The following is an 11,570-nucleotide window of genomic DNA, read 5'->3' on the forward strand; positions in this document are numbered from 1 at the left end:
CAGCATAGAATCAATCAGGCAAAACGGACGGCTTTCAGCGGATGCAGATTTCCCTTGTTCTGATCTGGCTGGCGATCTGCGCCGCGCAAGATGCCGGGCAGCGGCGAATTTCCAATGCTTTGACGTTAGGCGTCGGCGCGCTGGCGTTGGTCTGGTTGTTGGCGACTGGCACTACTTGGCTGGGCGCCGACGCGGGGCAGGGCGGCTGGGCCTGCCTGATCGCTCTGCTGCTGACGCTGCCGGGTTATTTCTTGGGCCGCATGGGCGCCGGCGATGTGAAATTAATGACAGCCCTGGGTCTTGCGACGAACGGCATATTCGTTCTTGGCGCGTTTATCGGCGCGGGCGTGGCCAGCGTGCTGTGGCTGCTGCTCGCGCCAAAAGTCTGGCCTTATATGGCTCAAGGGGTTAGAGAGCATGTGCGTCATCTGGCCCCGGACAAGTCAAAAAAGCTGCCATTTGCGCCGTTCGTGTGGGTAGGGGTAGTGCTTTCGCTGTACTGGATCACCTGATCGCGGGGTGCCACTAGTCCTATGTACATAGTCGGAAAGTGGGTCTACTTTCAATTCAGGCGAATACGCCACCAAAGTGCAGGAATCGTCAGCGTTGGCCGAGCAAATGGAGTGGTTCGTGAACAAGCCTAATCCGGTAAAAATCCTCGTGGTCGATGATCAGCCGCTGATCGTCGAAGAACTCTGTGAGTTTCTCGAGAGCAGTGGCTACCGTTGCGTGCCGTGCGACTCGAGTCTTGAAGCCATCGAGCTGTTCAGGGCGGACCCGGGCATCGGTCTGGTGCTGAGTGATTTGCACATGCCGGACATGGACGGCATCGAGTTGATCCAGGCGTTGCAGCGGCTGGCCGGCAAGCAGCGGGTGTTCGAAGCGATCATGCTCACCGGGCGCGCCGACAAGCAGGATGTGATCAAGGCGTTGCGCGCGGGGATTGCCGATTACTATCAGAAGCCGATCGATCTGGCAGAGTTGCTTGAGGGTGTGCAGCGCCAGGAACTGGCTTTGCAGGAGCGGCAGAAGAATCTGCATCTGGGGCATTTGAATCAGAAGTTGCAGTTTTTGTCCGAGTCGATTGATGACCTTTATCAGGATCTGGACAAGGTGCGGCGCTCGCCCGTGCCGGTGCTGGCCGATGGTGAGCCTGAGTCCGTGGAGATGCCGGCGGTGTTCAGTCAGTTGTCGCCCAGGCAGTTGGACGTGGCGCGGTTGGTGGGCAAGGGGCAGACCAATTATCAGATTGCCTGTGAGTTGGGGATTACCGAGAACACGGTGAAGTTGTATGTGTCGCAGGTGTTGCGGTTGACGCATATGCATAATCGGACGCAGTTGGCTTTGGCTTTGTCGCCCAGTGGGTCTGCTGGGCGGCAGCGGGTTACGGCGCATTAATCGGTGAATATCCGTTGCTGCGGTAACGGCTTCTTAGGGTTTCGCCCTTACGGCGAGTCCCTTTTGGCAAACGCCCCAAAAGGAACCAAAAGGTCTGCGCCCTGACGTTCGGCCCCTCGCTGGGGCTCGGTGTTCCTTCGCTCCGGGATCGATCCTGGCGCAGCGGCTACGGTTTGCTTCGCTGCACCTCCTTCCGCTGTGTCTGGCTGCGCCAGACGGTCGCTGCGCTCCCACTCCCGGATCAATCCCTCCACTCAGCCTGCCGACGGGCTCCCAGATCAAGATCAAAAGCTACTCGAGCTTGCGCTCATTGTTGAGTGGTGAAAAGCATGCGGTGTCTGGCTTTTGTTATGCGCTGGATTCGCCCCTCATCGGAACGCCGCCCGCCCAGCCCTCTCCCGAGGGAGAGGGAGCCGATTTGCGGGTTGTTCAAAATTTGTGTTCGACTCGGTATTTCAGGTCGGTGTACTTCGCCCAAACAACTCGGTCGGTCCCCTCGCCCCTGGGAGAAGGCTAGGGTGAGAGTGCTTTTGATCTGCTTCAAAATCTGTATTCGACTCGGTATTTCAGGTCGGTGTACTTCGCCCAAACAACTCGGTCGGTCCCCTCGCCCCTGGGAGAGGGCTAGGGTGAGGGTGCTTTTGATCTGCTTCAAAATCTGTATTCGACTCGGTATTTCAGGTCGGTGTACTTCGCCCAAACAACTCGGTCGGTCCCCTCTCCCTCTGGGAGAGGGCTAGGGTGAGGGTGCTTTTGGTTTTGATTGTTTAAATCTGTGTCTGATTTGCCAGAACCTTCCCACAAGGTTTTCAGGTTGTCCGTCGGACGTCGGGTCACTAGTCTCTGGCTGTCGTCGAATCTTCGGCGATCGGGTGTGAGAACCCTGCTACTTATGGTCATCCAGTATCTGTGCACGCATAATCGCCGCCAGCTTGTCCGCTGTCTGCAATGTGTCATGGCGGCTGTGTGCGGGCAGACTTCGGTCTGGCCGGGTGTCCATAACCGGTATTCTCACCCCGCATACAGTTGCCACCATTTGCCCCGTGAGAATGGCATTGGGTCGCACCGCAGATTTTGGAGAGCCGTTTCAATGGACAAACTGATCCCAGACCCACCCCCATCCCCCGCCACCCCGCTCGAAGACGCCATGCGCGCCGACGATCTTGTGAAAAACCGCGAAGCGATAAAACGCGCGCTCGATTTCTATCTCTGCCCCGAACCCGCAAAACCGCACCCGCCCAGCGCGCTGTTCATGGTGGTGCCCAATGTCGATACCGAAAGCTTGTTGGCGCATGCCTGTGAGTCGCTGGCGTCAGCGAGTGCGATGGCGAGTAATTTCGCTGGCGAGTTGAGCGGGTTTCAGCGCAGCACGGCGTTGGCGATTCAGCAGATTGTCATGCTGGCCGAGCTAGCCGTGAATCGAGCGCTGGATCGGGTTGATCCGCAGACCTGACCTGCGACGGCGTTATCGTTCTTCGCGAGCAGGCTCGCTCCCACAGGGGAAATGCATTGCAAACTGTGGGAGCGAGCCTGCTCGCGAAGGGGCCTTCAAGGGCTCCACCAAACTAATTCTTGCTCTCGATCTTCCCGCCCGCATCCGGATCGTAAAAATCCGGGATCTCGTATTGGTATTTTTTCAGCCAGCGCTGCATCGCCAGTTCGCGTTCGGTGGCTGTGGCGCTTTGCGGTTTGGGCGAGGCGGCTTTGTTGCGGCTTTGCAGGACCAGCCAGCCTTCGGTTTCCTGTTGTTGCGCTGAAGCAGGGCCGGTGTCGATGGCGTGGGCGGTGAGGGGCAGGGTGAGCAGGGGCAGGTAGCACAGGCCTTTGCGGATGGTCATGGCTGTCTCCTATTCGAGCGTCGGCGGTAGGGGGTCGATGAAGGCGGCGACGCGGTCGCCGGGTGCGGCTTTGGCGTGGGCCGGGGCTTTGAGCTTTTCTGCGCGTTGCTGCGCTTCGGTGAATTGTTCCGGGGTCAGTTTCGAGCGGCTGACGATTTCCGCAGCTTGCGGCCAGTCGTTCTGGTAGAGCAGCAGGGTGACCATGTTCAGCGTCGCCAGTTGATTGTTCTGGCTCAGCTCGATGGCGGTGAGGAATTCGAATTTCGCTTCGTTGAGGCGCAGTTGGTTGAGGTAGACCACGCCGAGGTCATTGCGGATTTTTTCGTCGGTGGGCGCCAGGCGCGCGGCGCGTTGCAGGTGGGCCTGGGCCTGGCCGTTGTCGCCACGGGCGGCGTAGACCTGGCCCAAGCCATGTTCGGCCTGGGCGGTGAGGCAGCCGCCGAGCAGGCTGCGGTAGAGCGGCTCGGCTTCGCTGCGACCGAGCAGGCGATAGACCTTGGCTTTGCGCAGGCGCACTTCGCTGAGGTTGTCCGGCAGGCTTTGCAGGTTGGCGAGGCTGGCGTGGAGCTTGCCGTCGCTGGCCAGATCATCGGCGAGGTTCAGCGACAGCTCCTGCTCCGACGTGAGTTTGCTGCAGCTGGACGGCGACAGCAGCGAGGTCCACGGCGCCTGGCCATCCGTGGCGCAGCCGCTGAGCAGCAACAGACTTGCCATGACTATCAGTACTTTCATCAAACGCTCTCCATGAGCCAAGGTCAGTTTGCGAACGCGCGGGCAATGGCGGTGAAGCCCGGGCCGGCCAGTACGATCAGCAGGGCGGGAAACAGAAACAGCATCATCACCACCGACATCTTCGCCGACATTTTCGAGATGTATTCCTGCAGCCGCGTCAGGCGTCGGTCGTCCAGTAATTGCTTGAGCGCCAGCAGTGATTTCATCGCGCCGCCGCCCTGATGGATCAGTTGCTGGAGGATCACGCAGGTGTCGGTGAATTCGTCCACCGCGAGCATCACCGCGGTCTTGTTCAGCTCCTGACCCAGCTCCAGACCGGAGTCGACGCGGCTGAGGATCAGGCGCAGTTCGCTGGTCAGCTCCGGCAGCAGTTTCTGCGCTTCGACGCTGAGCACGCGCAGGGCTTGTTCAACCGCCATGCCGGATTCGAAGAGGATGCGCAGCAGCGGAATGAACGTGGAGATTTCCACGGCGATGGTTCTCTGCCGGCGGGCGGCGGCGTAGGCGAGCAGGCGTTTGGGCAGCAGATAACCGCCGCCCGCAGCAAACATCGGCGCCATCCAGCGGTGGCTGGTCTGTGGAAAAAACACTTCCTGCAAAAAGATCGCCAGCCCCAGGGCGAGCAGCGGCGTGCCGATCTGGCAGGCGGCGAAGAGCGCGCGTTCGTTGGCGCGGCGCCAGCCGAGGCGGCCGAGCAGGGTCTGGGTTTCGCTGTCGATGCTCACCGAGCCCCGGCCGAAACGGCTGTTGCCCAGCGCGCGCAGCCAGTGGCCGAAGCGGTTTTCCCGGACCAATTGGCCGTGCAAGCGCTGATGCACCTGTCGCACGCGGCGGCGCTCGGTGAGCAGGTGATTGCCCAGCAATAACAGCGAACCGAGCAGCAACAGCAACGCCGCGAGCCAGACCATCTCAAACGCTCCGCAACATGCGCCACAGCGCCAGACTGCCCAGCACCTGCAACGCGGCGGCGCTGAGCAGCATGGTCTGGCCGCTTTCGTCGTGCCACATGCCGAGCATGTAGCCGGGGTTGGTCAGCATGAAGTAGCTCACCAGAATCAGCGGCAGCAAACCCAAAACCCAAGCGGTCATGCGCGTTTCCCCAGTCAGCGCGCGCAACTGCCGCGCGCCCTGGTCGCGCTCGCGGATCAGTTTGATCAGGTTCTCCAGCAGCTCACTGGCATTGCCGCCGTAGCGATGATTGACCTTCAGGCCGAGGGCGAACATGCGCAGTTCGTCCTGCTCGTAGAGTTCGGCAAAATCGTTGACCGCATCGGGGAGGTTCACCCCCAGTTGCACGTTGCGCTGCACCCGGCCCATGGCCGCTTTCAAGGGGTCTTCACTGGCCTCGATGCCGCCCAGCACCGCATCGCTCAGCGTGCGCCCGGACTTGAGACTGCGCACCGTGTAGTCGAGCAGTTGCGGCAGTTGTTCGATCATGCGGCGGATCCGTCGGCGGTAGCGGACGGCGATGAACAGCCGCAATGCAACGGGTGGTGCAATCAGCATGAGCACCAGCCCGCCCCAGCTCGCGGTTAAAAATCCTGCTGCCATCGCTGCTGCCCACAGGCTCAGCCATTGTCCGAGACGTTCGCTCAGCCAACCCAGTCCCGCACGTAGAAACATGCGTTCCAGTCCCACCCATCTGGTCTGCTCGACGACCAGTTGCGGTTGCCCGGCGGCGAGTCGGTTGAGAACCTTTTCCGTCGCGGTCTTGCGCAGGCCTTGCAGGAACAGATAGATCGACAGCCCGAGCAGCATCAGGCAGATGGCGATAAGAATGATCGGTCCCAGCATCTGCGTGCTCCTCGCCGTCAGCCCAGGTGAGCGTCGTGGCGCAGCTTGTCGCCGGCCGGGTTGACCGCTTCGCGCACAAAGCCAAAGCCCGTGCGACGGTCGAGGCGGAACAGGGTGTTGGTGACGTAGACATCCTCGCGAATGCCGACCACTTCCACCACTTCGCTGACGCAGCGCCGGCCATCGGGCATGCGTGTCAGTTGAATAATCACGTCGAGGGCGGCGCAGATCATCTGGCGCAAGGTGCGTTCGGCAATCGAGCGCCCGGTCAGGCCCACCAGCGTCTCCAGACGCAGCAGCGCATCCTGGGCATTGTTGGCGTGCACGGTGCTCATCGAACCGTCGTGGCCGGTGTTCATTGCGGTGAGCACGTCGACCACTTCGACGCCTCGGATCTCGCCAAGAATGATCCGGTCGGGACGCATGCGCAGGGCGTTGCGAATCAGGTCGCTGGCCTTGACCTCGCCATGACCCTCAGCGTTGGGGGGACGGGTTTCCAGACGCACCACATGCGGATGGCCGAGTTGCAGCTCGGCGACGTCTTCGATGGTCACCAGCCGTTCGTGCGGGTTGATCAACTGGCTGAGGATGTTCAGCAGCGTGGTCTTGCCGGTGCCGGTGCCGCCACTGATGAGGATGTTGCAGCGCCTGCCCACGGCGTTCTGCAGGAATTCGAAAATCGCCAGATCGATGGTCTGCATCGCCATCAGGTCGGTGCTCTTGAGCATGTCCTTGCGGAACTTGCGGATCGACAGGCACGGGCCGTCGAGGGCGATCGGCGGGATGATCGCGTTGACCCGGCTGCCATCGGGCAGGCGCGCATCAACCATCGGCGAGGACTCATCGAGGCGGCGCCCGAGCGGCGCAAGAATGCGCTGCATGACCCGCTCGACGTGATGCGCATCGATAAAACGCAGATCGCTCTGATGCAGTACGCCGTCGCGCTCGATGAACACCCGGTGCGGGCCGTTGACCAGAATCTCCGTCACCGACGGGTCGCGCAGCAGGACTTCCAGTGGGCCGAATCCGGTGAGTTCGTCGACGATTTCCTCGCCGAGGCGCTCCATCTCGTAGCGCGAGATCGCCAGGTGCAAGCGCGCGATGTATTCGGCGACCTTGTCGGTGACGAACTGCGCCAGTTGCTGGCGTGAACCTTCCAGCAGATTTTTTCCTGACTCCTCGATGGCGTCGATGATGTAGCGGTGCAGGACTAGTTTCAGGCCTTCGTGATCGCTGTTGCCGATCGCTCCGCGTGGCGTCGCGCCAAAGAGTTTTTCTGCGCTCATGAGTGGCCTCGCAGACGGTCGAACCAGGTGACTTTCGGTTTGCTCAGGCCTTCGGAACGCTTGGCCAGACGCTCGCCGAGGGCGCGCAGGCTCTGGGTGAGTTTTTCCCGGGGCGCCAGTTCGAAAAGGCTGACGCCCTGGTTTTTCGCGTTCAGGCGCACGTCGGGACTGAAGGCCAGCACGGCGATGACTTCCAGATTGAAGGTCTTGCCCAGGGTTTCGGCATCCGGCGCGACGTTGCTCAGGTAGCGATCGATCAGCAAGCGCCCATGCTCGAGTTTCATGCCTTTCTCGCGCCACTGGTTGAGCACGGCGAGGTTGCGTCGGCAGTTGAGGACGTTCTGGTCGGTGTACCACAGCAGTTTGTCGCAATGGCTGACGAAGGTGCGCAACGCCTCACTGTCGGCCTGCCCGGTGAGGTTCACGACAATGTGCTGGAAGTGCTGGCGCAGGGCGCTGAGGAGCATGTACAGCTCGGCGGCACTGGTGGATTCCAGCGGCTCGTCGCTGTTGGCGTAAGCAAGAATTCGCAGGCCGTGCTCGGCGCTGGTGAAAGCGCTGTCGATCAGCGTCGCGTCGAGCCGGCGCAAATGACGCAGGGCGTCGCCGAAGTGAAACGAACTCTCCAGACCCAACAGCGCCAGACTGTCGCCACGCGGCAGACCGAGGTCGAGCAGCAGGGTTTGCTGGCCGCTTTTCTGCACGACCATGGCCATGTGATTGGCGATCAAGGCGCCGTCCGACGCGCCTTGCACACCGTACAGAACGGTAAGCCCGCCGAGCTGGGTGTTGGGAGTGACGGCGGGCAGGCGTTTGCCCAAGCGCCGCACCAGCCCGGCGACTTCGCTGGAACGCGAGCCATAGGCGACAAAATCCCGCGCACCGGCGCGCATCGCATTGAGCACAAGCTGATTGTCCATGCCGTCACCGAGCGCAACAATCGCCAGCATCGGCTTGGCTTCCAGCGCACCTTCGATCAGCGCGCTCTGCGCCACGACGTGCTCGCGGTCGAGACCGACGAAGACCAGACTGGCGAACGTTACATCGACCAGTGCGAGCAATTCGTCGAGGCTGCCGGCACCGGCGCTGATGACCTGGCCGAGTGGCGCGAGGGCGCTTTGCAGCCATTCCAGATCGGTGCTGTTGCGGGTGATGGCGAGGAAGGTCTGACTGAGATTCTGGTTCATTGCGACAACCCGCTGCGCTTGTCGAAGTTGCCGTTCTCGAGGAAGAACATGCGGTAGAAATTCGGGTCGTAATTGCGCAGTTTCTCCCCCGGCAACGACGGCAGTCGCGCGTCCGCCGCCAGTGGCTGGACCAGATGCGGGGTGACGATCATCAGCAGTTCGCGCTCTTCGCGCTTGATCTGCGAGCCCTTGAAAAAAGCCCCGAGGATGGGAATGTCGCCAAGGCCCGGAAACTTGTTCACCTGCGAGCTGTTGGTGGTGCTGATCAAACCGCTGATGACGAAACTTTCGCCATCACCCAGCGACACGCTGGTGTCGGTCCGGCGGATGGTCAACGCCGGAACGGTGGTGCCGGCGATGTTCACCGCGTTGGCAAAATCCAGTTCGCTGACCTCCGGGGCGACCTTCAGCGCGATGCGATCGCGGCCGATGATGGTTGGCGTCAGGGTCAGGCGGATGCCGAATTCCTTGTACTCGATCAACACGCTGTCGCTGCCGGAACTGGGCACCGGAATCGGGATTTCCCCGCCGGCCAGGAAGCTCGCACTCTGCCCGTTCAACGCCACCAAACTCGGCCGCGCCAAGGTGTAGGCGAAGCCGCTGGTTTCCAGGGCGTTGATGATCGCCATGGTCTTGCCGCCGACCCAGGAGAAATTAAACAGCGAGTTATCCACCGGCAGGCGCGGCTGCGGCACGCCGTCGATCGGTGGCAGCGTGCCGGGCGAACCGAACAGGAAATTGCCGCGCGTGCCGATCAGCGACGCGGTGGCTTCCTTGAGTTTGGTGCGGCTGACTTCGACGAAGCGGATGTCGGTCTGCACCTGCGACGGCAGGGTCGGATCGTCCGATGGCACGCTGCTGGTCAGCGCCGTGGTCGCCGCACCCTGGACGAAGACCATGGCTTGCTGCGGCTGCGCCGAACACGCAGTCCAGACCATCAGGCTGGTCGCGCCGGGGCCGACGCCCGTGAGCAAAAAGGACGAACCGCCATTGGCATGCACGTCGGCAATTTTCGGATCGCCCACTGCCAGCCGAGTGATTGCCACCGGTGACTGCATGTCCTGCTGGAAGCCTTCACCGATTTCGATCACCGAGGGCAGGCGCGGCAGTGCCGAGCAATTGCCCACCGCCGCGAGGGCGGTATCCATCGTCAATCCCAACAACAGCAAGGCCCGGAGCGCCGGTTTCAATGTCGGTCTGAGTCGACTCTGCATGCACGTGAATCCTTGCGCAGTCATGGGGTTTGTTGGCTGATCTGGTTGCCGCGAATGATTTCCACCGCAGGCTTGGGCGCCGCGCCGGCACTGGCGGTGGCAGGTGCTCTTTGTGCGCTGCCCAGGGCGAGTTGGGTGAACTGGAAAAGCTGACTGTTGGCGCGATCCAGGTGCGCGGGTGATTGCGCTTCGCCGGCCCAATATTTGGCCAGCCGCTGTTCTTCACTGCTGCGCACCGCGAGACGCAAGGTGCCGACTTGAGTGGCGAGCATCAGGCGGCTGAGCAGTTGTTCCGGCACCGCCAGCACCGCAGTCCGCGCGGCGATGCGGCGCTGGTCCTGTTTGAGTTTTTCTTCGGCGCTGAGGTTGGGGGAAGCCGGTTGGCCGTCGTTGGTCAGGCCGTACTGATCGCCGACCCCGAGCACGCGCAGGGCGGGAACGGCGATCTGCGCCGACTGCTGCAGATTGCTCGCGTCCTCGCGCAGATACAGCAGCACATCAACGTAATCGCCCGGCAGCAACTGCCCGGCGCCACCGATCACTTCATCGACGGCCACGGTCAGCGCGCGTTCGTCGCGGCGAATCATCCGCGCCAGCGCACCGCCAGCCTGGAAGCTTTCGTCATTCAGCCAGGTGCCGGCGCTGAGGTGGCGCCAAGGTGTGCGGCCGACTGCTTGTTCAATGCTGGTCAGGCTGCCGGCCGGCGCGCTGCGCAGTTTTTCCACGGTCACATCGGCGGCGGTCAACGGCGTGAACGGCGCTACATCGTGGAGCAGCACTACTACCGGTTGGCGGGTCTGGTCTTCGGCAATCGCGACAGTCTGTTCAATGCTGACCGCTGGGGCGACGGGCGCCTCGGCGACCGGGGCCGGCTGACGACTGAGCACCAGCCCCCAGTAACCGACAAAAACCGCGCCGAGCAACAGCAACGCGGCTAGGCCCATGGTGACGCGACTGTTCATGACGGCTCTCCCTTTCCTGCTGCACAACCGATTGCATTTGCTTGCGAAAGGCGGACTGCTTCGGCAGCTATGAACATGCAACTATTTCGCTATTTCCAAGCTAGCTGATCCAAGCAAAAGCGCCATTAATGACAGGCGAAATAACCGTACCAAAGTATGACTCTGGCCAGCTGACAGCCGGAAACGGCGGAAAAACGATGGGATTAATGCTTTGTGATTAATGCGTTCTTACAGTTGTTGGGCGGGGGTTTGTTGACAATGCTCAGGTGGCACGGTGGAACCTTGCCGCGGTGGTGATGTCGGCGCCAGAGGCGCGAAGGAGTGGACCTATGTTTCGTATGACTTTTGATTGTGTGATCGCCAAGGCTCGCGCGTTTGCCCGCAGTGAAGAGGGTGCTTCGGCGATCGAGTATGCGATTGTGGTGGCGATGGTGGCGGTGGTGGTTGTGGCGTTCGTCACTCCGCTTGGAGACAGGGTCTTGGCGATCTTCAACAATATTCTGACCTCGCTCGATGGTACGGCTGTGACTCGGCCAACGCCTTGATCTTGTGAACACTGCATCTGGCTGATATCGCACTACACTGGATTTACCTTTCAGTATTCAGGTATTGCCTATGAACGCGTCTTCGTCGTCCCGCCAACAACTGCTTCTGGTTGATGATGAAGAAGACGCGTTGCTGGAGTTGGCGGAGTTGCTGGAGGGAGAGGGGTTTACCTGTCATACCGCGACGTCGGTGAAGCTGGCGTTGCATCTGTTGACCCGGCATCCGGATATTGCTTTGGTGATTACTGATCTGCGTATGCCCGAGGAGTCGGGCATGTCGCTGATCAGGCGATTACGTGAGCATACGTCGCGGGCGCATTTGCCGGTGATTGTGATGTCGGGACATGCGGATATGGAGGATGTCAGCGATATGTTGCGGTTGCAGGTGCTGGATCTTTTTCGCAAGCCGATTTATCACGTCAGGTTGTTGGAGACTCTCGATAATTTGTTTCCCAAGCCTCGGGTTGAGGCTGGGTGAACTCGGCGGCCTTTGGGCCGACCGTGTTGGTGGGGTTTCGGGTGAATATCCGTTGCTGCGGGTGTGGCGGCTGGCGGGTTTGCCCCTACGGCGACTCACTTTTTTTAAAAAAGCCTCAAAAAAGGAAGCAAAAAAA

General features: G+C 61.1%; 13 protein-coding genes. 5 read left to right on the forward strand and 8 right to left on the reverse strand.

All coding sequences use genetic code 11. The features are described from left to right. Positions 1–41: 41 nt before the first annotated feature. From OC605_RS19265 to OC605_RS19275, 3 genes are all read left to right on the forward strand, one after another. Positions 42–512, forward strand: a complete 471-nt coding sequence (locus tag OC605_RS19265; protein ID WP_262138835.1) for a prepilin peptidase — start codon at positions 42–44, stop codon at positions 510–512. Positions 513–618: 106 nt separating this feature from the next. After that, positions 619–1,398 (forward strand): response regulator transcription factor, encoded by a 780-nt coding sequence (locus tag OC605_RS19270; RefSeq protein ID WP_262138851.1) that lies wholly within the window; start codon positions 619–621, stop codon positions 1,396–1,398. 1,090 nt (positions 1,399–2,488) lie between these two features. Then, a complete protein-coding gene (locus OC605_RS19275) occupies positions 2,489–2,851 on the forward strand; it encodes a DUF6124 family protein (protein WP_262138837.1) in 363 nt (120 codons plus the stop codon). 112 nt (positions 2,852–2,963) lie between these two features. Here OC605_RS19275 and OC605_RS19280 read toward each other — a convergent pair whose 3' ends face one another. The 8 genes from OC605_RS19280 to cpaB are packed head-to-tail and all read right to left on the reverse strand — an operon-like array spanning position 2,964 to position 10,411. Next, the gene (locus tag OC605_RS19280) at positions 2,964–3,236 is read right to left on the reverse strand and encodes a DUF3613 domain-containing protein (RefSeq protein WP_262138838.1); all 273 of its coding nucleotides are present in this window, start codon (positions 3,234–3,236) and stop codon (positions 2,964–2,966) included. 9 nt (positions 3,237–3,245) lie between these two features. Continuing rightward, positions 3,246–3,968 (reverse strand): tetratricopeptide repeat protein, encoded by a 723-nt coding sequence (locus OC605_RS19285; protein WP_016771841.1) that lies wholly within the window; start codon positions 3,966–3,968, stop codon positions 3,246–3,248. A gap of 23 nt (positions 3,969–3,991) precedes the next feature. Then, the gene (locus OC605_RS19290) at positions 3,992–4,876 is read right to left on the reverse strand and encodes a type II secretion system F family protein (protein WP_130909672.1); all 885 of its coding nucleotides are present in this window, start codon (positions 4,874–4,876) and stop codon (positions 3,992–3,994) included. Between the two features lies 1 nt (position 4,877). Next, positions 4,878–5,762 (reverse strand): type II secretion system F family protein, encoded by an 885-nt coding sequence (locus OC605_RS19295; protein ID WP_137215904.1) that lies wholly within the window; start codon positions 5,760–5,762, stop codon positions 4,878–4,880. Between the two features lie 17 nt (positions 5,763–5,779). Next, positions 5,780–7,048 carry a CpaF family protein gene (locus OC605_RS19300; RefSeq protein ID WP_024011443.1) on the reverse strand — a complete coding sequence of 423 codons (1,269 nt, stop codon included), beginning with the start codon at positions 7,046–7,048 and terminating at the stop codon, positions 5,780–5,782. Continuing rightward, the gene (locus OC605_RS19305) at positions 7,045–8,235 is read right to left on the reverse strand and encodes a CpaE family protein (protein ID WP_137215905.1); all 1,191 of its coding nucleotides are present in this window, start codon (positions 8,233–8,235) and stop codon (positions 7,045–7,047) included. The genes OC605_RS19300 and OC605_RS19305 overlap by 4 nt, the downstream gene beginning before the upstream one ends. Continuing rightward, positions 8,232–9,449 carry a type II and III secretion system protein family protein gene (locus OC605_RS19310; protein WP_262138843.1) on the reverse strand — a complete coding sequence of 406 codons (1,218 nt, stop codon included), beginning with the start codon at positions 9,447–9,449 and terminating at the stop codon, positions 8,232–8,234. Before OC605_RS19310 ends, OC605_RS19305 begins: the two co-directional genes overlap by 4 nt. Positions 9,450–9,469: 20 nt before the next feature. Next, positions 9,470–10,411, reverse strand: a complete 942-nt coding sequence (gene cpaB, locus OC605_RS19315; protein WP_262138845.1) for a Flp pilus assembly protein CpaB — start codon at positions 10,409–10,411, stop codon at positions 9,470–9,472. A 338-nt stretch (positions 10,412–10,749) separates the two neighbouring features. Between cpaB and OC605_RS19320 the strand changes: the two genes are divergently transcribed. Continuing rightward, complete coding sequence (locus tag OC605_RS19320) at positions 10,750–10,956, forward strand: Flp family type IVb pilin (protein ID WP_262138853.1); 207 nt, start codon at positions 10,750–10,752, stop codon at positions 10,954–10,956. Positions 10,957–11,026: 70 nt separating this feature from the next. Further along, a complete protein-coding gene (locus OC605_RS19325; RefSeq protein ID WP_262138847.1) occupies positions 11,027–11,434 on the forward strand; it encodes a response regulator in 408 nt (135 codons plus the stop codon). Positions 11,435–11,570: the final 136 nt, after the last annotated feature.

This window comes from Pseudomonas sp. Marseille-Q5117 (genome assembly GCF_946901175.1).
Classification (GTDB): domain Bacteria; phylum Pseudomonadota; class Gammaproteobacteria; order Pseudomonadales; family Pseudomonadaceae; genus Aquipseudomonas; species Aquipseudomonas iranensis.

Coding starts and splice junctions, on each gene's coding strand:
- OC605_RS19310 (WP_262138843.1), bottom strand. CDS start 9,449: ATGCAGAGTCGACTCAGACCGACATTGAAACCGGCGCTCCGGGCCTTG.
- OC605_RS19320 (WP_262138853.1), top strand. CDS start 10,750: ATGACTTTTGATTGTGTGATCGCCAAGGCTCGCGCGTTTGCCCGCAGT.
- OC605_RS19280 (WP_262138838.1), bottom strand. CDS start 3,236: ATGACCATCCGCAAAGGCCTGTGCTACCTGCCCCTGCTCACCCTGCCC.
- OC605_RS19265 (WP_262138835.1), top strand. CDS start 42: ATGCAGATTTCCCTTGTTCTGATCTGGCTGGCGATCTGCGCCGCGCAA.
- OC605_RS19270 (WP_262138851.1), top strand. CDS start 619: ATGGAGTGGTTCGTGAACAAGCCTAATCCGGTAAAAATCCTCGTGGTC.
- OC605_RS19305 (WP_137215905.1), bottom strand. CDS start 8,235: ATGAACCAGAATCTCAGTCAGACCTTCCTCGCCATCACCCGCAACAGC.
- OC605_RS19275 (WP_262138837.1), top strand. CDS start 2,489: ATGGACAAACTGATCCCAGACCCACCCCCATCCCCCGCCACCCCGCTC.
- cpaB (WP_262138845.1), bottom strand. CDS start 10,411: ATGAACAGTCGCGTCACCATGGGCCTAGCCGCGTTGCTGTTGCTCGGC.
- OC605_RS19295 (WP_137215904.1), bottom strand. CDS start 5,762: ATGCTGGGACCGATCATTCTTATCGCCATCTGCCTGATGCTGCTCGGG.
- OC605_RS19290 (WP_130909672.1), bottom strand. CDS start 4,876: ATGGTCTGGCTCGCGGCGTTGCTGTTGCTGCTCGGTTCGCTGTTATTG.
- OC605_RS19285 (WP_016771841.1), bottom strand. CDS start 3,968: ATGAAAGTACTGATAGTCATGGCAAGTCTGTTGCTGCTCAGCGGCTGC.
- OC605_RS19300 (WP_024011443.1), bottom strand. CDS start 7,048: ATGAGCGCAGAAAAACTCTTTGGCGCGACGCCACGCGGAGCGATCGGC.
- OC605_RS19325 (WP_262138847.1), top strand. CDS start 11,027: ATGAACGCGTCTTCGTCGTCCCGCCAACAACTGCTTCTGGTTGATGAT.